The sequence below is a fragment of the Ruegeria sp. BK1 genome (assembly GCF_056535645.1).
Window position 1 is genome coordinate 592,022 of sequence record NZ_JBQFIS010000001.1, and the last position, 21,325, is coordinate 613,346.

Consider the following 21,325-nt stretch of genomic DNA (forward strand, 5'->3'; position numbering starts at 1 on the left):
GTATAGATGACGGCCATTAATGAACCAAGTTTTCGTGAGAGTGTTGATTTGATGTTCAACAGGGCGGCGTCCCTGATGGATTTGCCCCCCGGACTTGAAGAAAAGATACGTGTCTGCAATGCCACCTACACTGTTCGTTTCGGTGTGCGCCTACGTGGCGACATACACACCTTCACCGGATACAGATCGGTTCATTCCGAGCATATGGAACCCGTGAAAGGCGGTATTCGCTATGCGCTGGCCGTAAATCAGGACGAGGTCGAGGCGCTGGCTGCGCTGATGACTTATAAATGTGCCTTGGTAGAAACGCCGTTTGGCGGCTCGAAAGGCGGGCTATGCATCGACCCGCGCAAGTATGAAGAGCATGAGCTTGAGCAGATCACTCGGCGCTTCGCCTATGAATTGGCCAAGCGGGACCTAATCAACCCGTCTCAGAACGTTCCGGCCCCCGATATGGGTACAGGTGAGCGGGAGATGGCCTGGATGGCCGACCAATATGCGCGGATGAACACCACCGATATCAACGCGCGCGCTTGTGTAACTGGCAAGCCGCTGAACGCAGGTGGTATCGCCGGGCGGGTCGAGGCAACGGGGCGCGGTGTGCAATACGCGCTGCGCGAGTTCTTCCGCCACCCGGAAGATATCCAGAAGGCGGGCCTTTCAGGGAAGCTGGACGGCAAGCGGGTGATCATTCAGGGATTGGGTAACGTGGGCTATCACGCGGCTAAATTCCTGAGCGAAGAGGACGGAGCGATTGTCACCGGCATCATAGAGTGGGATGGCGCGCTATATAACCCTGATGGGATCGACGTCGAATCCGTTCGGCAGTGGATCGTCAAACATGGCGGCGTCAAGGGTTACCCGGACGCGACCCATTCCGCCGAAGGCTCGGCAGTGCTGGAACAAGAATGCGATATCCTCATCCCGGCGGCGCTGGAAGGCGTGATCAACCTGGAAAACGCTGATCGCATCAAGGCCCCGCTGATCATCGAGGCGGCCAACGGCCCTGTGACGGCGGGCGCGGACGAGATTCTGCGTAAAAAGGGCACCGTGATCATCCCGGATATGTATGCCAACGCAGGTGGTGTGACGGTCTCGTATTTCGAGTGGGTCAAGAACCTCAGCCATATCCGCTTTGGCCGGATGCAGCGCCGGCAGGAAGAGGCGCGGCACGAACTGATCGTCAGCGAACTGGAGCGTCTGGACCGGTATCTGGGCGATGCCTGGTCGATGTCACCGGACTTCAAGGCCAAGTACCTGAAAGGTGCGGATGAGCTTGAGCTAGTGCGCTCGGGCCTCGATGACACGATGCGGATTGCGTATCAATCCATGCGTGAGGTTTGGCATAGCCGCGATGATGTCGAAGACCTGCGCACAGCTGCGTATATCGTGGCGATCGACCGGGTCTCGAAAAGCTATCGCGCCAAAGGGCTGTGATGTCAGCGCAGGGGCGGCCTTGGGTCGCCCCTGTGCAACACGAAGGCGCGAGGTGCAAAACGGCGATGGCGGGACGGGTTTGCCGGGGATAGACTGCCGGAACAGAAACGAATCCCGGAGACCTACATGTTGCGTATCGCCGTTGCGGCCCTTGTACTGGCTACCCCTCTGGCCGCTCAGGAAACCAAGGAACAAAGCTGCAAGTTTCAAGCCGACGTCGTGGCCGCCATTCAGCAGGCGCGGCTGGACCGGGTGAAGGAACGCGACGTGCCGCAGGCTGTCGCCGATGCAGGGCCCACTTGGCCAGAAAATTACAATGCGGCTATCCCGCTGATCACGCCTTGGGTCTATGAGCAAAAGATGCGCGACGTGCGCAAGAAAGACCTTGGTGCCGCCTGGCTGGAGCTGTGCTTGCAGCAATAATCCACAGGCCCGCCATTTCCCTGTGGACAACCGCGCGCCATCCCCTTGGCGTGCGTTTTCATTTCTGGCAGGTTTAGCACATGTCATTGCCCCCCGGATTTCTGGATGAACTGCGTACGCGCCTCAGCCTGTCTCAGGTCGTGGGGCGAAAGGTCATGTGGGACCAGCGCAAATCCAATCAAGGCAAGGGTGATATGTGGGCGCCGTGCCCGTTTCACCATGAAAAGACGGCGTCGTTCCATGTGGATGATCAAAAGGGGTTTTACTACTGCTTTGGGTGCCACGCCAAAGGGGATGCGATCAGTTTCGTGAAAGAGACCGAGAATGTCTCGTTCATCGAAGCGGTCGAGATTCTGGCCCGCGAGGCCGGGATGCCGATGCCGCAGCGCGATCCCAAGGCGCAGGAAAAGCAGGACCGCCGGGCGCAACTGGCCGAGGTGATGGAGCAGGCGGTGCAGTTCTTCCGTCTGCAGCTCAAGACCGGGGCCGGGAGTGCGGCGCGCGATTACCTGACCCGCCGGGGGTTGGACGCGCAGGCGCTGGATCGATGGGAGATTGGCTTCGCCCCCGATGGATGGCAGGCTCTGTGGGATCATCTGAGCGGCAAGAATGTGGCCGAGGATCTGATCCTGGGGGTGGGTCTGGCGAAACCGTCGAACAAAGGCAAAAAGCCTTATGATACCTTCCGAAACCGGATCATGTACCCGATCCGTGACCCGCGTGGGCGGTGTATTGCCTTCGGCGGGCGGGCGATGGACCCCAATGATAATGCGAAATACCTGAACTCGCCCGAGACCGAATTGTTCGATAAGGGGCGCAGCCTCTACAACCACGGGCCCGCGCGGCAAGCGGCGGGGAAGGGGCGACCTCTGATCGTGGCCGAAGGCTATATGGATGTGATCGCGCTGGCCGAGGCCGGGTTTGGCGCGTCGGTTGCTCCGCTGGGCACCGCGATTACCGAACATCAACTGCAACTGCTCTGGCGCATATCCGATGAGCCGGTCATTGCATTGGATGGTGACACGGCGGGCTTGCGCGCCGCGATGCGCGCGGTTGATCTGGCCCTGCCGCTGCTTGAGGCAGGGAAATCTCTGCGGTTTGCCCTGATGCCCGAGGGCAAGGACCCCGACGACCTGCTGCGCGCCGAAGGGCCGGGGGCCGTGCAAGCCGTGCTGGAAGGCGCAATTCCCATGGTCAAGCTGCTGTGGCAGCGCGAGACCGAGGGCAAGGTGTTCGACAGTCCCGAGCGCAAAGCGGCGCTGGACAAGGCACTGCGCGAGAAGATCAAGCTTATCCGCGACCCCTCGATCCGGTCGCACTACGGGCAGGAAATCAAGGACCTGCGCTGGCAGTTATTCCGCCCGCAGCGCCAACAGCAGAACCGCCAATGGCAACCGCGTGGCAAGTGGCAGCCTCAGCCGACGGCGACACCAGGAGCACGCGCGTCCTTCCTGGCCTCGTCCGAAGGTTCGGAAATCCAACTGCGCGAAGCGGCGATTCTGGCCATTGCAGCGCTGAACCCGCAGGTGGTTGTGCAGTTCGAAATCCAGTTGGAAGAGATGGAGTGCCGTGACCCCGACCACGCCGCTCTGCGCCACGCCATCCTGCGCCATGCGATTGATGACCCCGAGAGTCTGAAAGACCACATTGCTGAAACTTTGGGGCCCGAAGCCCTTGAAAACCTGCTGGCCCTTCGCCATGTCGCAGTGATCCCTTGTGTGTATAAACCGGGCGATGTCGAAAAGGCCGAAATGACGCTGGCCGAGGAGCTCGCAAAGATCAAAGCTCTCAGGGGGTTGGACGCAGAGATTGCCGAAGCCGAGGAGGAACTGTCTGATCTGGCCGATGAGGCGCTGACATACCGGCTGGCCCAGGCCGCCGAAGAGCGTAACCGCACAAGCCGCAGCCAGAATGAGGACAGGGCGATATTCGACGTGGCCGACAATGGCGCGCGAATCAACCGCGACGAGAAAGACAAGTTTGAGGCAATCATGTCCGGGATCAATTTCGAGCGGAAACGCCGGTAAAGTGGTGTTTTCGTAAGGCACTGGAAAAGAAAAACGGGTAAACGGGTGGCCGAATCACTTCTACGCGCTAATGATTCGGTTCAAACGAATCACCCATCCCTGCAGGAGCATTGAATGGCCGCCAAGGATACCAACGAAGACCGCAAATCCGACGAGCAGGAACAGGAAATCTCGCTGGATATGAGCCAGGCCCAGGTCAAGAAGATGATCGCCGAGGCCCGCGAGAAAGGTTACATCACCTACGACCAGCTCAATCAGGTTTTGCCGCCGGATCAGGTCAGCTCGGAGCAGATCGAAGACGTGATGTCGATGCTGTCCGAGATGGGCATCAACATCATCGAAGATGAAGAGGCCGAGGAAGAAGAAAACAAAGGCTCGACCGAACTAACCACGACCGAAAGCAACCGCGAGGTTGCTTTGGCCGGGGCGGCGACCGAAAAGCTGGACCGCACCGACGACCCTGTGCGCATGTATCTGCGCGAGATGGGCAGCGTCGAACTGCTGAGCCGCGAGGGCGAGATTGCCATCGCCAAACGGATTGAGGCCGGGCGGAACACGATGATCGCAGGCCTGTGCGAAAGCCCGCTGACGTTCCAGGCGATCACCATCTGGCACGACGAATTGCTGTCCGAAGACATTCTGCTGCGCGACGTCATCGATTTGGAGGCCACTTTTGGCAACCAGATGGACGAAGACGGCGACGTCGAGGAACCAGTGGTTGACACCTCGAACGTGCAGGCCGCCAAGCCCGCGAAAGAGGATACCGGCCCCGAGCTGGACGCCGACGGCAACCCGCTGAACAACGACGACGATGATGACGACGATGATCAGGCCAACATGTCACTGGCCGCGATGGAAGCCGCGCTGAAGGATCAGGTTCTGACCACGCTAGAACGCATCTCGACCGACTTCTCGATGCTGTCGGAAATGCAGGATAGCCGAATTTCAGCCACACTGAATGAAGACGGCACCTTCAGCGAACAGGACGAAGCAACATACCAAAAGTTGCGCGCCGAGATTGTTGAGTTGGTGAATGGGCTGCACCTGCATAACAACCGGATCGAAGCGCTGATCGACCAGCTTTACGGTATCAACCGCCGCGTGATGTCGCTGGACAGTTCGATGGTGAAGCTGGCGGATCAGGCACGGATCAACCGCCGTGAGTTTATCGACGCCTATCGCGGGCGCGAGCTGGACCCCAACTGGCTGTCGGATATGGCGGAAAAGCCGGGTCGGGGCTGGCAGATGTTCATTGAACGCTCGACCGCGAAGGTCGAAGAACTTCGCAACGATATGGCTCAGGTCGGTCAGTATGTCGGTTTGGACATCCCCGAATTCCGCCGCATCGTGCAGCAGGTTCAGAAGGGTGAGAAAGAGGCGCGGCAGGCCAAGAAGGAAATGGTCGAGGCCAACCTGCGTCTGGTGATTTCGATCGCCAAGAAATACACCAACCGTGGCCTGCAATTCCTTGATCTGATCCAGGAAGGGAACATTGGCCTGATGAAGGCGGTGGACAAGTTCGAATACCGCCGCGGCTACAAATTCTCGACCTATGCGACCTGGTGGATTCGTCAGGCGATCACGCGGTCTATCGCGGATCAGGCGCGCACCATTCGTATTCCGGTTCATATGATCGAGACGATCAACAAGCTGGTTCGGACCGGTCGCCAGATGCTGCATGAAATCGGTCGCGAGCCGACGCCGGAAGAACTGGCCGAAAAGCTTCAAATGCCGCTAGAGAAGGTTCGCAAGGTGATGAAAATCGCCAAAGAGCCGATCTCTCTGGAAACACCGATCGGCGACGAGGAAGACAGCCAACTGGGCGATTTCATCGAGGACAAGAATGCAGTGTTGCCTCTGGACAGCGCCATTCAGGAAAACCTCAAAGAGACCACCACACGGGTTCTGGCCTCTCTCACTCCGCGTGAGGAGCGGGTGCTGCGGATGCGCTTTGGCATCGGTATGAACACCGACCATACGCTGGAAGAGGTTGGCCAGCAGTTCAGCGTGACCCGCGAACGTATCCGCCAGATCGAGGCGAAGGCGTTGCGGAAGTTGAAACACCCCAGCAGGTCACGAAAACTGCGATCCTTCCTAGACCAATAAACAAAAGGCGCCTCAACCAAGGCGCCTTTTTTCATTCAGATGACCGTTACAGAAAACGCTTTGGCAGGATTTCACAAGTTCTGAGCAGCAGCGGTACTTACCTCACTGTTGTCCACTCATGGGACGGACCGGGGCGAGGCATCTGCGCCGATGACCCCCGGTCTCACCCTTGGGGTGGAGGATCCAATCTGCTGCGGAACGTGCTTGGGGCTTGCCCGGTCCAGCGCTTGAAAGCGGTGGAGAAGGCGGGTTGATCGGCATAGCCAAGCGAATAGGCAATCTCGGTCAAGTTCATTCCGTTGGTAATGAAGGTCTGCGCCAGATCGCATCTGAGGTCATCGACGATCTCGCGATAGCTGGTTCCTTCATCCTTTAATCGACGCGCAAAGGTACGGGTGCTAAGACCCAAATTGGCGGCGGCTTCCTCGGCTTGCAGGATTGCACCAGGAAGGGATCTGGTGATCAGCCCTTCGACCTGCGCGCGCAATTTCTGTTTGGGTTGGCGTCTGTCGGCTATGACGCGATCCCCATATTCCAACAGATGCTGACGCAATTTGGGGTCATATGTCGGGACAGGTAAATCTAGCGTTGATAGGGCCAGAATGATCTCGAGCCTCTCGGTTCCGAAAGAGACGGGAAATCCTGCAAGCTTCTGATACTGCGCCTTGTTTTCCCCAACTTCGTGCTGAAAACACATTTCTATCGGGTAGAAATCAATCTGGGTAAGGTCGCGCATACGTGAAAGACCGGCGAACATCAGAAACTCGGTCCGGCGATGAAAACGGGCATAGCTGGCGTCCTTCCACTCGGCCTCGATCGTGGCAAAGTTCCCGGCCACGCGCAGACTGAAGCGCAGGGCGGGATCAATAAGGCCATGATAGCGGGCCGCGTTTTCCAGTACCTGCTTCAGATCGCGAGAATATTTGCTGACATAGGCCGTCAGGCTCGAGGATGATTTGAAGGCCAGCCCCGCTTGCGCGGCAAACGTGGGGTCGCCTAGGGCATCACAGGCATATCTGGTGAACAGAGCTTCGGTTTTTGCGCTGATCCCGCTGTTTAGCGCTTCGACCTCGGGCCGGCTGAGCCCACATTTCTCAAGCAATTTGTTGGCGACAGAATTGTCCGCCGCTTTCTGATCAAGCGTTCGGGTCAATGTCTGAATGCGGGCGATGTCGACGTCCATAGGTTCATCATAGCCTGTTTGCCCAGATTTTGCATCTATACTGCAACGACCATTGTCCGGTTGTCGAAAAAGCTTGGCGCAAAGTCACAAGCGCATTTTCTACTAAGGCATTATCTGAGCCTCGTTGCCGGGTTAGAACCTTCTCGGGGATGAGGTCGAGCCCAGTCCGGACACAAAACGGATTGTCAGTGGCTCCCCGGCACACCCGTGTCCAATTGTGTCGCATTGCTCCATTCACGCAACCAGCGCAAAACTGGCGTGAAAAGGGCGACATGCAGCATTTTGATCTGACCAGCGTGACGAAAGACCAGGACGTAATCGTTTTCGACGGCGAATGTGTCCTGTGTGCTGGTTTTTTTCAGTTCATGCTAAGACACGATAGGCTGGCTCGGTTCAAATTCGTCACGGCGCGGTCGCCGCTGGGGCAGCATATGTATATCAGTCTTGGCCTGCCAACCGAGGATTTTGAGACCAATCTGGTCATTGTTGATGGCCAGGTGTTCCAACGTCTGGATGCTTTTGCTGCAGCTATGCGGGCTTTGCCAGGTTTGTGGCCGGTTCTTGGGCTGTGCCGCTTTTTGCCAAGAATTATGAAAGACCCGGTCTATTTTGCAGTCGCGCGCAACCGCTACAGGCTATTCGGGCAAAGGCCTAGCTGCCTGATACCAGACGCGGCAATCCACACGCGTTTTCTGCCCGGAGGGTTCTGATTGGACCCGTTCTGGCAAGCCCTGCCAACGCATTCCGATTTGCCTGACGCGCTTCGCGCTCTGCACGAACATCCTGGCAAGTTTTCAGGGCGTTGTTCGGTCGAAGCCGGAACAAGTTGGGTCGTAAGATCAGCGCTATGGCTGGGTAGGTTCCCACCCGTGGCTAGCGACATTGCGATCCGCATCGTGACCCGACAGGACAATGAGACGTGGTTTTGGACGCGAGATTTTGCCGGGCATCTGATGCAATCGTCAATTCGGTTTGATCCAAAGACCATGTTGGTCTGTGAAAAGGCGGGCGTACTGACATTTTGGCTAAAACCGATATGGAACGGCGCAGAACTGAAATTGAAAATTCAGGGCTTGTCTGTTTTCGGGGTCCCATGTCCGGGCGTTTTGGTGCCCAAATCCTCGACCGTCGAATGGCAGGACGCGGTGGGTCGGTTCCGTTTTGACGTTTCGGCCAGATTGCCCGTATTGGGACTGCTCATCCGATATCACGGATGGCTAACGCCGGATCACGCGAGCCCCGACTGAGGCTGAATTGATCGTGAACCGCCTTTGACTGCAAGCAGCGTATACTATTTCCAGTCTTACCTCGTAACAGGAAAGAGTATGATTATGAAACAGGTTATGACATATGCCGCTTTGGCGGCAGTGGTGCTGAGTACGCCGGTCTCAGCGACGGGATTTGCACGACTTGGGTACCAAATCGCGTCCGTCAACAGCAACGTTTACGAAGTGATCCCGCGCGGTCGAACTGATGTGGACGGATATTGGTGCGCCGCTGCGGATTACGCGCGCAGAACATTGGGTGCGGGTTGGAAACAGCCGATCTATGTTGTGCGCGGCTATGGTCCCAGCGAAGCGACCGGTCGTCGTACGGCGGTCCAATTCTCGATCAATCCGCCAGCGGGTGTCAGCACCCCGACCAAGACTGTGTCTGTCGGGTTTGTCGCCGGTCAAAGCAGATCGGTTCAAAGTGCCAATTCGCTGTGCTACCGTCGCCAAATCTTTGACGACTAACGGAGTCTAGCGCCGTCTTGCAGACCGAGTTTATTATTTCGACGCGCGGACCGGGTTTGTATGAATTCACCCGCGACGTGTGTAACTGGCTCAACTCGGTCCAAGCAGACGGGCTTTTGACCCTGTTCGTGCGCCATACGTCGTGTTCTCTGGTGATACAGGAGAACGCAGACCCCGAGGTGCAGACGGACATGAATGCTTTTTTTCAACGGCTGGTGCCGCCCTCGAACCATCCATCGATGTCTTACTTGCGGCACACTTATGAGGGCCCAGACGATATGCCTGCGCATATCAAGGCAGCCTTGTTACCTGTGTCGCTGACTGTCCCGGTGGCGAACGGTCGCCCGGTTTTGGGAACGTGGCAAGGGATCTACGTTTTTGAACATCGCTCCCAGCCGCATACCCGCAAGGTCGCGGCGCATTTTGCTTAGAATCAGGATATTGCGGTAAAATTTTCCGACTACCCAAACCCTAGCGGCTGCCCTATAGTTGTGGATAAGTAAGCCACAGCGCTTACAAAAGAGGCGGATATAGGGACGAGGAGACGGCGGATGCGCTGCCCGTTTTGCGGAAATATTGACACACAGGTGAAAGATTCACGCCCGGCTGAGGATCACGTTGCGATCCGCAGACGTCGCTTTTGCCCGGCATGTGGCGGGCGGTTTACCACCTATGAACGGGTCCAGTTGCGCGATCTGGTCGTGATCAAGACAAACGGCAAGCGCGAAGATTTCGACCGCGACAAGCTGGAACGGTCGATCCGTATTTCGATGCAGAAACGGCCCATTGACCCCGAGCGTATCGACCAGATGATCTCGGGCATCGTTCGGCGGCTGGAAAGCATGGGCGAGACGGATATCCCCTCGAACAAAATCGGTGAGATTGTCATGGAAGCTCTGGCACGGATCGACACCGTCGCCTATGTACGCTTTGCAAGCGTATACAAGAATTTCCAGGCGGCCGATGATTTCGAGGAATTCGTCCACGAACTGCGCCCGCCGCAGCCTTCGACGGACGAGTGAGCGACTCAGATAAGCGATATATGGCGCTGGCCCTGTCTTTGGGGCAGCGCGGACAGGGGTTGTGCTGGCCTAACCCGTCTGTGGGCTGTGTCCTTGTGCGGGACGGTCGGATTGTCGGGCGCGGTTGGACGCAGCCCGGCGGTCGCCCGCATGCTGAAACCGAGGCACTGAAACAGGCTGGTGACGCGGCTCGCGGTGCGACGGCCTATGTCTCGCTGGAACCATGTGCGCATCATGGCAAGACACCTCCCTGCGCGCAGGCGCTGATTGCTGCGGGTGTTTCGCGCGTGGTTTCACCCATCGAAGACAGTGATCCGCGCGTGGCGGGGCAGGGCTTTGCGATGTTGCGCGACGCGGGGATCGAAGTCACGACCGGTGTCCTCTTGGATCAGGCCGAGCGGGATCACGCGGGCTTTTTCCTGAAGAACGAGCAGGGTCGCCCGTTTGTAACGCTCAAGCTGGCCAGCAGTTTTGACGGCCGTATTGCCACGTCGTCCGGGCACAGCCAGTGGATTACCGGTCCCACGGCGCGCCGAGCCGTCCACGCAATGCGTGCCCGCCACGATGCGGTGATGGTGGGCGCTGGGACCGCACGGGCGGATGACCCCTCACTGACGGTGCGTGATTTGGGGGTCCAGGCGCAACCGGTTCGCGTGGTGGTCTCGCGCCATTTGGACCTTCCCTTATTGGGGCAACTGGCCAGAACGGCCAAGGACATCCCGGTCTGGCTCTGTCACGGACCATCCCCCGACCCCGAGCGGGCAAAAGCGTGGGAGGGGTTGGGCGCGCGTTTGATCCCTTGTGCCTTGCACGATCATCAAATTGATCCCTTGGATTTGGTGCAGCAACTTGGGCAGGCCGGTTTGACCCGTGTCTTTTGTGAGGGCGGCTCGGCTTTGGCTGCGTCTTTGCTCGCGCAGGATCTCGTGGATGAGCTGATCGGTTTCAGCGCCGGGTTGACCATCGGGGCCGAGGGGCTGCCCGCGATTGGGGCGCTGGGACTTGAAACGCTGGAGGCCGCGCCCCGGTTTTCTTTGATGGAAACCCGTGCCATCGGGCCGGATATCCTGCACCGCTGGGAAAGATCCCTGCGCTAGCGCCGCCAGAGATGCGCGTAGGTCGCAAAGAGCCCTTGTAGTTTCGACAGTGCCCGTAATCCAGGCCGGTCGTTTTGATATCCCTCGCACAGACGTTGAACCGCAACTTCGACGGGGCAGGGCAGGCCGGTCACAGGATCAAGATAGCGCGGGTAGTCTATCAATGCGGCATGGACCAGCCCCAGCATTGACGGGCGCGCGCCGCGCCGCGCGGGAACTGAACCCAGGTCGGTCGTTAATCCCCAACCTGCATAGAATGGCGCGCCCAGAGTGGTCACGGGTATCCCACGCATCAGCGCTTCGAACCCAAGCAACGAGGTCATGGTCCAGACCTCGTGCACCTGCGCCAACAATGAGGCCGGATCGGTATCCGAGACGACGACGTCCGCCAGATCGCGGGCGTCGATATTGCCACTGCGCAGGCCAGCCTCGACATCAGGATGGGGTTTGTAGATCAGCACTGCGTCCGGGTTGGCGGCGCGCACAGCGCGTAGCAAATCTGCATTGGTGCGGACATCGCTTGCCCCCAGCTGGATCGATGCGTCATCCTCGACCTGACCTGGAATCAAAATGCGGTGCCCATCGGGCAGGGCGGGGGCGGTGTCGCCTGTGTTGTATTTGCTGATCTGGCCCGAGATGATCTGCGCCACCAGCCCCGAGGCGCGCAGCTCCTGATCCGGGCGCAGGGTTTCGCGCCGGGCGATCAGGTTCTCCAATTGGCTGGGACGGGTTGGATCATAGTAGATTCCCAGATCATCCGTCGCCAGCGACAGAGGGGGCACCAGCCGGGCCCCCAGCCCCCGAGACCGCAGAAATCCATCCTCGACACGCACAACGTGATCCGTCGCCCCGGCTTGATTGGCCCAGACCATATGTGGTTGTTCGCCCGCCGTCGGAATATCCGGGGTGAACCTGACTTTTTTCTCGCGCCCGAACATCTGTTGGATGTGTTTACGTTTCCACAAACGCATCCCCGAGGCGGTCCACCCTTTGTGATCCTGCCGCCATGCGCGGGTCTGCGCTTCGAGCGTGTCCAGAACGGTTTCCAACTGACAGAGCTGATCTCGGAATGGGTCGTACCATGTCGGGTACAAGATCATCGCCGCCGCGAATAGCTGCGGTCGTGTCAAGTTGCGCTGGCGACGGGGCAGGTAGGGCTCGTCCTGCGTCAATCCCCAACCGGCATAGAATGGCAGGCCAAAGACACGCGGTTTGTGCCCGGCCAAAATGGCCTCGAACCCGAATTGCGACGACAGCGTGTAAACGCCAACGGCACCTTCCAGCAGGGTCCAAGGACTGATCGGATCGCGGAACAGTGTGACCCGGCCTGTCTCATCCTGGTCCGAGTAATAGCCGGGGCGGTGGCCTTGGATGGTTTCGGGATGCGTTTTGATCAGGACGCGGGCGCAGGGGTTCTCCTCTTGCGCCATCACCAGCATTTCGCGAAAGCGCGCCAGATCCCCGCCACTGGCCTTGACCGAGGCGTCATCGCGTGCCTGATCAACGACCAAAACATATCCGGGTTCAGGTGGTTCGATGTCCGGGTGATAGGCCGAGTATTTGCCAAGATGTCCGTCACGCAAACGCTCGATCCCGCTACGGGCGCGGTTCAGAAGGGCGGTGTCGTCCAGCGGGTGTGTGGCCAGAAGTGTCTCAAGCTCAGAGGGTAGCGACGGGTCGAAATGCAGGCCCGACCGGTCCAGCAACAGACCCATAGGGACTTCTCCGCTTCGACCGGGATGAAGAGAGCGCAGAAAGGCATCTTCGACATGCAGGATGGGTGCGTCATACCTTTCTGCCACCCATCGGCCACGATGCGCGGTGGGGCTGTCGCCCCAGACACCCACCAAGTCGCCGTCTTTCGGCAGGCCGAGGCGGATGTCGTAACCTGCAAGCGTCAGGATTCGGCGGATGCGGCGTTGGGTCAGAAACCCGCCGTTGTAGACAAGCAGTCGGGTCCGACTGTCCCCGGCTGTTGTGCCGGAATACATCAGCCGCCTGTCAGCGTTGTGACATTTGCCAGCGGTGTCAGGCCGCCCGCGATCAGCGAGATGGACTTGCTCCACTGTGAGTAGGGGGCTTCGGTGACATAGATCGTGTCATCATCGCGGATGACGAAATCGCGCGCGATGAACAGCCCGTTGGGTGCGGTGAGGTTCAATAGGTAGATCATGCGCTGATCCCCTTGCAGATCAGGCTGCCCCATGACCGCACGTGCGATTTCTTCGCGTTCCTTGCGCAGCACGAAAATACCGGTTGGGTCTGAGGACAGAGATTGTAAGCCGCCAACCTGGGCCAAAGCCTCTAGGGCGGAAAGGTCCTGACTGTCAAAGGCTACCCGCGATTGCCCGCCGGTGGCGCCAAGCGCCACGTAAGAGCGGGTGTCCGCCTCGATCAAGATGCGATCTCCGGCGCGTAGCGCGACGTCCAGTTTGGGATCGCTGAACAAGTCGTTGTACCAGACCGTCCCCCGCTGATCGCCGCGTATCAGTGTGACCAGAGCGATATCGGAACCGACCGAAACACCACCAGCCCGCGACAGCATCCCACTGAGCGTTCGGGTCGGGCGTTCGATCGGGTAAATGCCCGGAGACGCCACACCGCCAACCAAAGATACGGTTGACCCATCCCCCGCAGCACGGCGTACTTCGACTTGCGGATCAGGGGTTTGCTCGCGCAGCTTGTCGGTGATGACGATGCGCAATTGTTCCGGAGTGTTGCCCGCTGCGCGGACCCGCCCGGCATATGGGACAAAGATGAAGCCCTCGCTATCGACCTGCACTTCGTTCAGGGATGTGGCCGCGCCCGCCTGAACCGACAAAAGGCCGTTGTCGACGTTTTCCCAAATCGACAGACCGAGAACATCGCCGGGGCGCACCGTGTCTGCCGTCAGATTTGGCGCGCTGCGAAAGGCTGCTGAGAACCCGAATTGTGGGATGGCCGATGTTTCCTTGGTGACGCGGTCATCCACCTCGACGACAAAAGCGTTGCCTCCATTCGCGGTGGAGCCCGCTAATATTTCGGATTTATTAGGACCAGATTTGGGAAGCTGGCACGCCGCCAGCAGACCGAAAGCGGCCACAAGGGAGACCCCCCGTACCCAGCGGATGGGAAAGCACTGCACTGCCGAATATCCTCAGTCTTTTTTGTTTGTGTCAGGCTAACCGGTTCGCCGCACGACTTCCAGTCTCAACCCGTTCGAGTCCTTGCACGATTTTCAACTGTGGCCTCTCGGTCTCGTTCAGCAGGGTTTGGTAGGGATCATATTGGTTCAGCATCAGATCAGCCGCACGGCGTAGCAGCTGCCGACGCCCTCGCACCGAGTAGAAACCACCCGGAATTTGGCTGGTCTTCAGCAAAAACCGGCGATAGCTCCGGTAGGCGTCCAGATCGGGCCGGGTGGGATTGGCAAAAAACGCCTCAAGCGGTTGTTGCGAGACGAATTCCGCCTTGTCATAGACCGACCGTCCAAAAATGCGCAGCGGTATGCCGCGCCAAAGCACCTGCTGTCCTGCTGTCGAGTTGATCGTCACGGCCGAGCTGGCCTCATCCAACAGACGGGCCAATTTGCCGCCGGGGACATAGTGCACCCTGTCGGCAACCCCATACGAGCGGGCCAGATCGCGTGTGCGTTGTCGCAAAGGCTCCCGATGATTTTCCAGAGGATGTTCCTTGACCACCAGTTGGTGATGCCGGAGCGCACCTTCGGCAAAACCGCGAATGACATGTTCCAGAAACTCGCTCATTCCGTTGAAATCCGAATGCGCCTGTACTGAGCTGTCATGCCCAAGTTGCAGCAACGCCAGATGGTAGGGCTGCCCAGTCCGGCGCACGCGCTGGGTGGCCCAAAAGCGTTGTAGCCTGTGGAAGGGCATCAGCATGAAGCGTTTAAAATAAAGCAGAAACTCCCGTGAGACGGGTAATTCCCGGTGACGGCGGAAATTACGGTAGCGTTGGTTCAGAAACAGGACGAACCAATGATAGAGCGCACCATAGAAAATATGCTCACGCATGTCGCCCCAATGGGCAGGCGGAGGCGATGTCTGAGTGTCAGTCTGTTCCAACGCATCCTGCATCTGCGTGATATCCATGGACATAAGCCGCGAGTTCCCGTTCGAGCCCGCCCTTTCGTACGTCACCCACCAGGGGCGAAGATACCCTTCTTCGAACACATGCACTGTCAGCCCGTTTTCTTGCGCGATTTCGGCAGCCTGCGCGTGGATCGGTCGCGTGTCGCCATAAAGCACCAGATCTGTGACGCCGAGATCCGTTATCAGTCGGGTGAATGTGTCCGGCCAATCTTCAGGCCTGCCGCGAAATGGGATATAGCTGGCCCGGTCGAACCAAAAGGCTCGGTCGCCAGCGTTGAACCCCACGCGCCACACCGTCGCCCCTGTTTTGCGCAAAATCCGCCCTAGCGCGTTGAAGAACGGGCCGTGCGGTCCTTGCAGGAACAGAAAGACGCGTTGATCCGCGTCTGGGGGGATTGGTGGCATGAGAACTGCTCGTGTGGTGTTATGGCTAAATTTATGCCCGTTTCCATCATTCCCGGCAAGGCAGGGCTTGCCCGCCATGGCGGTTACGCTTACCTCGACAGGGACAACGGGTCATAGGTTAGCAAACCAAGGGTAAAGAAAATGTTCACTGGGATCGTCACAGATATCGGAACCATTACCGAGTTAGATCAGCAGGGCGATTTGCGGGCGCGCATTCAGACGGGCTATGACACCGCTGGGATTGATATCGGCGCATCCATTGCCAGTGACGGCGTGTGCCTGACTGTGATCGCGCTGGGCGATGACTGGTACGATGTCCAGATCAGCGCCGAGACCGTGTCGAAGACCAATCTGGATGGCTGGAAACTCGGGAAACGCGTCAACCTTGAACGCGCCTTGAAAGTTGGCGATGAACTCGGCGGGCATATCGTATCGGGCCATGTGGATGGCGTGGCCGAAATTGTGGCCATGCAGGACGAAGGCGACAGCACCCGCGTCACCCTGCGCGCTCCCAAGGACTTGGCGCGGTTCATCGCGCCGAAAGGATCTGTTGCGCTGAACGGGACGTCTTTGACCGTCAATGACGTGGACGGATGTGACTTTGGCATTAACTTCATCCCTCATACCAAAGAGGTGACAACCTGGGGCGATGTTGCGGTCGGAGACACGGTGAACCTTGAGATCGACACGCTGGCTCGTTACGTCGCGCGTCTGGCCGAAATGTCCTGAGTTAAACGCCGCGTTCTGACCGGTTTGGGACGTTTGCAGACTGGTCTTTGCGCGCGGGGTGGTCTATCCACCCGTGCAAACATGCTCTGCGAAAGGCTGCCCAATGAGCTTTGAAACCCCCGGACCCGTCGAGGCGCAACTGCGCGACGTGATCAGCCCGATTGAAGAGATCATCGAAGAGGCGCGCAAAGGTCGGATGTATATTCTGGTCGACCACGAAGACCGTGAGAATGAAGGCGATCTGGTTATCGCCGCCGAGTTTGCGGATGCCGAGGCGATCAACTTCATGGCCACCCATGGGCGCGGCCTGATCTGCCTGCCGATGACCGCGGAACGGGTGGATGCGCTGGGCCTGCCGATGATGGCGGTGAACAATTCCTCGCGTCATGAAACCGCGTTCACCGTGTCGATCGAGGCACGCGAAGGTGTGTCGACCGGGATTTCCGCCGCTGACCGCGCCTTGACTGTTGCGACGGCCATCAATGAACAAAACACGATGGCGGCCATTGCCACCCCGGGCCATGTCTTCCCCTTACGCGCCAAGCGGGGCGGGGTGCTGGTGCGTGCGGGCCATACCGAGGCTGCGGTTGATATCTCGCGCTTGGCCGGGCTGAACCCTTCGGGCGTGATCTGCGAGATCATGAAGCCCGACGGCACAATGGCGCGTCTGCCCGACCTGGTGGAATTCGCACAAACCCATGACATGAAAATCGGTACGATCAGCGACCTGATCACCTACCGATCCCGCAATGACAATCTGGTGGTCGAGACGTCGCGTGAAACCGTCAATTCGGAATATGGTGGCGAATGGGAGATGCGGCTGTTCACTGACCAGCTTCATGGCATCGAACATGTGGTCATGATCAAAGGCGACATCACCACGCCCGAGCCCGTTCTGACCCGCACCCATGCTTTGCACGAAGCGCCGGATATCTTGGGCCTCGGGCCTAAATCTTCGCGCGAACTGCCGCGTGCGATGGAGAAGATCGCCGAAGAGGGGCGCGGCGTCGTCTGTCTGTTCCGCCAACCGCGCAACTCGCTTTACGCGGTCGAGGATGAAGGCCCTCGGACCATCAAACAAACAGGACTGGGGTCTCAGATCCTGTCCAAATTGGGCATTCACGAGCTGGTGCTGCTGACCGACTCGCCCGAAACCGTATATCTGGGGCTCGACGCGTTTGGCCTGTCCATCGTCGGCACCCGTTCCATCCTCAAGGAAGACTGATCGTGGCTGAACAAGACAAACACGGCGTCCTGCCGACTCCGACATTCGACAAGCCGGTGAAACTGCTGTTGGTGGTGGCTCCGTTCTATCGCGCTATCGCGGACAATATGGTCGCCGGTGCGAAAGCAGAGATCGAGGCCGCAGGCGGCACCTGTGAAGTGGTCGAAGTTCCCGGCGCGCTGGAGATTCCCACCGCCATCGCAATGGCCGACCGTCAGTGCGATTTCGACGGCTATGTTGCGCTGGGCTGCGTTATTCGCGGCGAGACCACGCATTATGAAACTGTCTGTAACGACTCCAGTCGGGCCATCCAACTGATGGGTCTTCAGGGTCTACTGATCGGCAACGGTATCCTGACCGTCGAGAATGACGAACAGGCCGAGGTCCGCGCCAATCCCAAAAAGATGAATAAAGGGGGCGGGGCAGCCGCTGCGGCCTTGCATCTGATCGCGCTCAGCCGTAAGTGGGGCTCTTCCAAAAAGGGCGTGGGCTTCAAGCCGCCGTCCGAGTCCATCCTTGTGGCGGGCGACAGCAACGGATCCACGACAGCATGACCCAGACAGACGCGCCGAAACCGGCCAACCAGAAACGCCTGATGAAGTCCGCCGCCCGGCTTTACGCCGTGCAGGCACTGTTCCAGATGGAGCAGTCAGGCCAGACGACCGAAGCGGTCGTGACCGAGTTTCTGGATCACCGGTTTGGTGCCGTTTATGAGGGGGAAGAGATGCTGGACGGCGATATCCGCCTGTTCCGCAAACTGGTCGAGGACGCCGTGAACTATCAGGCCCCCATCGACCAGATGACCGACCGCGCGCTGGTGGCCAAATGGCCCATCGCACGTATCGACCCGACCTTGCGCGCCGCTTTCCGCGCCGCCGGGGCCGAACTGACCCAGAGTGACACGCCGCCCAAAGTGGTTATCACCGAATTCGTCGACGTGGCCCGCGCCTTTTTCCCGGAAGGCAAAGAGCCGAAATTCGTGAACGCTGTACTGGACCACATGGCGCGCGAGGCTCAGCCCGAGGCGTTCTGACGCCTTTACTCAGAGCATCCGAAGGCTACGCTTGTGACCAAACAAGGAGTGCCGCTATGCCCAAGCTCATCCGTCTTTATATCACTCAGGTTATCTGGGGATTTGTGATCTCGGCCGTATTTGTCGGCGTGCTGTTGGCTGTGAACGTGGCCAATCTGCGCGGGTTGATTTGGGGTTCGGATGTTGGGTTGGTGGCACTCGTCATGATCTGGTTCATGAACGGCATCGTTTTTGCAGGTGTCCAGTTCGCCTACAAGATCATGAGCATGGCGGAAAGGCCGGGTGGTCCGCGCCGTGGATCACCCGTCGTTAATGTGTTCAAACCTGTGCTGGCCAAGCAAGGCTCACGCGCAGAGCGCTGATAATTTTAGAAAAATGTGGCGGGACCACCAGTCAACCGTGCGGTGTGATTCCCGAGGACCTGTATGTACAGGTGGGCGCCAGGTAATCAGGCCAGGACCTGAACAGAGCCAGCCCCCTCGGAATTGCTTAAGGCCACCAGAATGCTACCAGTCACAAGAAGGGCAGAACCCGCCAAGCGCTTAGTTAGGGCGTCTGACGGGCTGGCACAAGGGGTTAAGCGTCAACAGTTTCGTGCAGAGCTTTGCGCATCTTGCCGAAATGCTCGTCCCAACCGTTGTCCAGGGCCAGGATCAGGCCGAAAGCCTCAGCGCCCTGGGGCAGGCCTTCGTGCACCAAGGACAATCGTGTGCCGCCGTCTACGGGCTCCAACGTCCATTTGACCACACTGACGGAGTCTCCCATCGGTTTCACCGTGAAGGTATATTCAAGATACTGCGGCTTGCGCGCCTCGCGCACCTCTCCCCAGATCAAAAGATCGCCGCTTGTGGTTCCGAACATCTCAAGCTTTTGTCCTGCTGCCAGTGGGCGTTCGGGCTTGTGAAACCATTCGGCAAGGCGTTCCGGTTCGGTCAGATAGTCCCAGACAGTGTCCGGCTCAGCGCGCAGGAAGATGGTCTTTTGCAAAACTGCGTTGGTCATGTCTCTTTCCTCTCAATGGCTTCTTTCAAGTTACGCAGGCGCTCGTCCCAGAACTGATCAAAGAAGCTCAACCAATCCAGAACAGGGGCCATTCCCTTGGGTTCAAGACGGTTGATGCGTTCTCGCCCCCGAGCTTCGACCCGGATGAGGCCCCCGTCCGACAACACGGTCAGGTGTTTCTTGACGGCCGCTCGGGTCATGTCGAAGCAATCTGTCAGTTGCGCGATTGTCATATCCTGCGATGCAAGCATCTGAACGATGTCCCGGCGCGTGGGGTCCGCAAGCGCGCGAAACGCGTTTTGGATTTGGTCAGGCATCCGTTTCCTCATATCCGATACCATTTGGTTTCATATTTATTCAATACCATATGGTATCATGTCAACCGCAATCTCACCCTTGCAATTTGTTCACGAATTGTTCACATTTTCTCAATGACATTGGATCTACAACCCGGCCAGAAGCTAGCACGCGGCGTGGCGCGTCATCTCAGCGCGCATGGTTTTGTTTCTGTTGAGGAATTCGTGCCGGCGCGCGGGTTGCGTGTGGACGTTATGGGGTTGGGCCCCAAGGGTGAATTGTGGGTAGTGGAATGCAAATCCAGCCGGGCGGATTACCAATCGGATTCCAAGTGGCAGGGCTATTTGGAGTGGTGCGACCGATTCTTCTGGGCCGTGGATACCGAGTTCCCGACCGAGCTGTTGCCAGCCGAGACTGGTCTGATCATCGCCGACGCCTATGACGCCGAGATCGTGCGCATGGCCCCAGAGGATAAGCTGGCTCCGGCGCGCCGGAAGAAGATGATCCAGAAATTTGCAACCGATGCCGCCCGAAGGCTGCACGCATTGCGAGACCCAAGGCTTTAGCGCGTTAGCCTTTCACCGCCAGCGCGGCTTGCGCGGCAGCGCGAATCTCTTCGGCGATTTCTTCAGCCTCGTCGGGTTCGAAATCCATCGGAATCTCGACGCCATCAGCCTCGATGAACAGGCGCACCATGCCTTGGTCGGTCGGGCCGATTTGCAGGTTGGCCTGAATGTCACGTTCGGTGTTGATACCCATTTGCGCCTCCGGGGATGAGCGTTTGTGCTAGCGCGCAAAGACTTGAGAATCAAGCCGCTGATCGGGCCAGATGAGGAATGAACGACACGGTGATCAGACTTTTTCACCCATCAGACGTTCCGTGGCTGGTCGCGCAGCACGGCCTTCTTTACGAGCGCGATGAAGGGTTCGACAAAAGCTTTGCGCGCCTTGTGCAGCAGATACTGGATGAGTTTGTGGCAACCCATGATCCCTCCTGTGATCGCGGTTGGATCGCGGAACAGGCCGGCGTTCCTCTGGGCAGTATCTTCTGCGTGCGACTGGATGAGACCACTGCAAAACTGCGCCTGTTCTTTCTGATGCCCGAGGCGCGTGGAAAAGGTTTGGGTAAGCGCTTGCTGCATACCTGTATGGACCACGCCCGCGACACTGGGTTTGAGAAAATGTCGCTATGGACCCACGAAAGCCACCGTGCCGCTTGCGCGCTGTATCAGGCGACGGGATGGCAATTGACGGGTAGCAAACCGGTGCATTCTTTCGGGGTCGATCTTGTCGAACAAAGCTGGGAAATTCGGCTTTAATCCTCTTGCATTCCCTCGGCGCGTTCGGTACATCGCCCCTCACGAGTGCCGCCTTAGCTCAGTTGGTTAGAGCGCTGGATTGTGGATCCAGAGGTCCCCTGTTCAAGCCAGGGAGGCGGTACCATCTCCCTCATCATCGGTTGAATAATTACAATGCTGCTTGTCCGGCTGAATGCATGTGCATTGCTGTTCG

The 21,325-nt window shown here is 58.5% G+C and carries 24 protein-coding genes and 1 tRNA gene; 18 read left to right on the forward strand and 7 right to left on the reverse strand.

Annotated elements, in window-relative coordinates; translation table 11 throughout:
• Positions 1–6 precede the first annotated feature (6 nt).
• The 4 genes from ACR3E7_RS02920 to rpoD all read left to right on the forward strand — a co-directional run bounded on the left by ACR3E7_RS02920 (position 7) and on the right by rpoD (position 5,993).
• On the forward strand, positions 7–1,437 hold the full coding sequence (locus tag ACR3E7_RS02920) for a Glu/Leu/Phe/Val family dehydrogenase (RefSeq protein WP_170788419.1): 1,431 nt from the start codon (positions 7–9) through the stop codon (positions 1,435–1,437).
• 126 nt (positions 1,438–1,563) lie between these two features.
• Entirely contained in the window at positions 1,564–1,860 is a 297-nt protein-coding gene (locus ACR3E7_RS02925) for a hypothetical protein (protein WP_170769339.1), read from the forward strand.
• Positions 1,861–1,940: 80 nt separating this feature from the next.
• Positions 1,941–3,887 (forward strand): DNA primase, encoded by a 1,947-nt coding sequence (gene dnaG, locus ACR3E7_RS02930; RefSeq protein ID WP_480503064.1) that lies wholly within the window; start codon positions 1,941–1,943, stop codon positions 3,885–3,887.
• Between the two features lie 114 nt (positions 3,888–4,001).
• A complete protein-coding gene (gene rpoD, locus ACR3E7_RS02935; protein WP_170769341.1) occupies positions 4,002–5,993 on the forward strand; it encodes an RNA polymerase sigma factor RpoD in 1,992 nt (663 codons plus the stop codon).
• A 163-nt stretch (positions 5,994–6,156) separates the two neighbouring features.
• Here rpoD and ACR3E7_RS02940 read toward each other — a convergent pair whose 3' ends face one another.
• Entirely contained in the window at positions 6,157–7,176 is a 1,020-nt protein-coding gene (locus ACR3E7_RS02940) for a helix-turn-helix domain-containing protein (protein WP_480503063.1), read from the reverse strand.
• A gap of 272 nt (positions 7,177–7,448) precedes the next feature.
• Between ACR3E7_RS02940 and ACR3E7_RS02945 the strand changes: the two genes are divergently transcribed.
• The 6 genes from ACR3E7_RS02945 (at position 7,449) to ribD (ending at position 11,031) form a co-directional block, all read left to right on the forward strand.
• Complete coding sequence (locus tag ACR3E7_RS02945; protein WP_480503062.1) at positions 7,449–7,886, forward strand: thiol-disulfide oxidoreductase DCC family protein; 438 nt, start codon at positions 7,449–7,451, stop codon at positions 7,884–7,886.
• 39 nt (positions 7,887–7,925) lie between these two features.
• On the forward strand, positions 7,926–8,423 hold the full coding sequence (locus ACR3E7_RS02950) for a DUF4166 domain-containing protein (protein WP_480506603.1): 498 nt from the start codon (positions 7,926–7,928) through the stop codon (positions 8,421–8,423).
• Positions 8,424–8,507: 84 nt separating this feature from the next.
• Entirely contained in the window at positions 8,508–8,912 is a 405-nt protein-coding gene (locus ACR3E7_RS02955) for a hypothetical protein (protein WP_170788423.1), read from the forward strand.
• Between the two features lie 17 nt (positions 8,913–8,929).
• The gene (locus ACR3E7_RS02960; RefSeq protein ID WP_170788424.1) at positions 8,930–9,343 is read left to right on the forward strand and encodes a secondary thiamine-phosphate synthase enzyme YjbQ; all 414 of its coding nucleotides are present in this window, start codon (positions 8,930–8,932) and stop codon (positions 9,341–9,343) included.
• A 120-nt stretch (positions 9,344–9,463) separates the two neighbouring features.
• Positions 9,464–9,934: a transcriptional regulator NrdR gene (gene nrdR / locus ACR3E7_RS02965; RefSeq protein WP_008756450.1), complete on the forward strand. Its 471-nt coding sequence runs from the start codon at positions 9,464–9,466 to the stop codon at positions 9,932–9,934.
• Complete coding sequence (gene ribD, locus ACR3E7_RS02970; RefSeq protein WP_480503060.1) at positions 9,931–11,031, forward strand: bifunctional diaminohydroxyphosphoribosylaminopyrimidine deaminase/5-amino-6-(5-phosphoribosylamino)uracil reductase RibD; 1,101 nt, start codon at positions 9,931–9,933, stop codon at positions 11,029–11,031. The genes nrdR and ribD overlap by 4 nt, the downstream gene beginning before the upstream one ends.
• Here ribD and ACR3E7_RS02975 read toward each other — a convergent pair.
• The 3 genes from ACR3E7_RS02975 to ACR3E7_RS02985 are packed head-to-tail and all read right to left on the reverse strand — an operon-like array spanning position 11,028 to position 15,527.
• Positions 11,028–13,022, reverse strand: a complete 1,995-nt coding sequence (locus tag ACR3E7_RS02975) for a capsular polysaccharide biosynthesis protein (protein WP_480503059.1) — start codon at positions 13,020–13,022, stop codon at positions 11,028–11,030. The two genes, ribD and ACR3E7_RS02975, sit on opposite strands and share 4 nt — an antisense overlap.
• Positions 13,022–14,155, reverse strand: a complete 1,134-nt coding sequence (locus ACR3E7_RS02980) for a polysaccharide biosynthesis/export family protein (RefSeq protein ID WP_170769347.1) — start codon at positions 14,153–14,155, stop codon at positions 13,022–13,024. Before ACR3E7_RS02980 ends, ACR3E7_RS02975 begins: the two co-directional genes overlap by 1 nt.
• A 31-nt stretch (positions 14,156–14,186) precedes the next feature.
• Positions 14,187–15,527 (reverse strand): capsule biosynthesis protein, encoded by a 1,341-nt coding sequence (locus ACR3E7_RS02985; RefSeq protein WP_480503058.1) that lies wholly within the window; start codon positions 15,525–15,527, stop codon positions 14,187–14,189.
• A 141-nt stretch (positions 15,528–15,668) separates the two neighbouring features.
• Here ACR3E7_RS02985 and ACR3E7_RS02990 point away from each other — a divergent pair, with 141 nt between their 5' ends.
• The 5 genes from ACR3E7_RS02990 (at position 15,669) to ACR3E7_RS03010 (ending at position 18,876) form a co-directional block, all read left to right on the forward strand.
• A complete protein-coding gene (locus ACR3E7_RS02990) occupies positions 15,669–16,256 on the forward strand; it encodes a riboflavin synthase (protein WP_170788428.1) in 588 nt (195 codons plus the stop codon).
• Between the two features lie 103 nt (positions 16,257–16,359).
• A complete protein-coding gene (gene ribB / locus ACR3E7_RS02995) occupies positions 16,360–17,481 on the forward strand; it encodes a 3,4-dihydroxy-2-butanone-4-phosphate synthase (protein ID WP_170788429.1) in 1,122 nt (373 codons plus the stop codon).
• Positions 17,482–17,483: 2 nt separating this feature from the next.
• Positions 17,484–18,035, forward strand: coding sequence for a 6,7-dimethyl-8-ribityllumazine synthase (locus ACR3E7_RS03000; RefSeq protein ID WP_480503057.1), 552 nt, complete (start codon positions 17,484–17,486; stop codon positions 18,033–18,035).
• The gene (gene nusB / locus ACR3E7_RS03005; RefSeq protein WP_170784329.1) at positions 18,032–18,514 is read left to right on the forward strand and encodes a transcription antitermination factor NusB; all 483 of its coding nucleotides are present in this window, start codon (positions 18,032–18,034) and stop codon (positions 18,512–18,514) included. The genes ACR3E7_RS03000 and nusB overlap by 4 nt, the downstream gene beginning before the upstream one ends.
• 56 nt (positions 18,515–18,570) lie before the next feature.
• The gene (locus tag ACR3E7_RS03010) at positions 18,571–18,876 is read left to right on the forward strand and encodes a hypothetical protein (protein ID WP_170352750.1); all 306 of its coding nucleotides are present in this window, start codon (positions 18,571–18,573) and stop codon (positions 18,874–18,876) included.
• 214 nt (positions 18,877–19,090) lie between these two features.
• Here ACR3E7_RS03010 and ACR3E7_RS03015 read toward each other — a convergent pair whose 3' ends face one another.
• Positions 19,091–19,516, reverse strand: a complete 426-nt coding sequence (locus ACR3E7_RS03015) for an SRPBCC family protein (RefSeq protein ID WP_170769354.1) — start codon at positions 19,514–19,516, stop codon at positions 19,091–19,093.
• The gene (locus tag ACR3E7_RS03020) at positions 19,513–19,833 is read right to left on the reverse strand and encodes an ArsR/SmtB family transcription factor (RefSeq protein WP_170750564.1); all 321 of its coding nucleotides are present in this window, start codon (positions 19,831–19,833) and stop codon (positions 19,513–19,515) included. The genes ACR3E7_RS03015 and ACR3E7_RS03020 overlap by 4 nt, the downstream gene beginning before the upstream one ends.
• A 114-nt stretch (positions 19,834–19,947) precedes the next feature.
• Here ACR3E7_RS03020 and ACR3E7_RS03025 point away from each other — a divergent pair, with 114 nt between their 5' ends.
• The gene (locus ACR3E7_RS03025) at positions 19,948–20,379 is read left to right on the forward strand and encodes an MmcB family DNA repair protein (RefSeq protein ID WP_170784335.1); all 432 of its coding nucleotides are present in this window, start codon (positions 19,948–19,950) and stop codon (positions 20,377–20,379) included.
• Between the two features lie 4 nt (positions 20,380–20,383).
• Here ACR3E7_RS03025 and ACR3E7_RS03030 read toward each other — a convergent pair whose 3' ends face one another.
• Entirely contained in the window at positions 20,384–20,572 is a 189-nt protein-coding gene (locus tag ACR3E7_RS03030) for a DUF6324 family protein (protein ID WP_170769357.1), read from the reverse strand.
• 77 nt (positions 20,573–20,649) lie between these two features.
• On the opposite strand from ACR3E7_RS03030, the gene ACR3E7_RS03035 reads away from it, so the two are divergent.
• The gene (locus ACR3E7_RS03035; RefSeq protein WP_480503056.1) at positions 20,650–21,132 is read left to right on the forward strand and encodes a GNAT family N-acetyltransferase; all 483 of its coding nucleotides are present in this window, start codon (positions 20,650–20,652) and stop codon (positions 21,130–21,132) included.
• A 47-nt stretch (positions 21,133–21,179) separates the two neighbouring features.
• Positions 21,180–21,256: transfer RNA gene (locus tag ACR3E7_RS03040), tRNA-His, on the forward strand.
• The last annotated feature ends 69 nt before the right edge of the window (positions 21,257–21,325 follow it).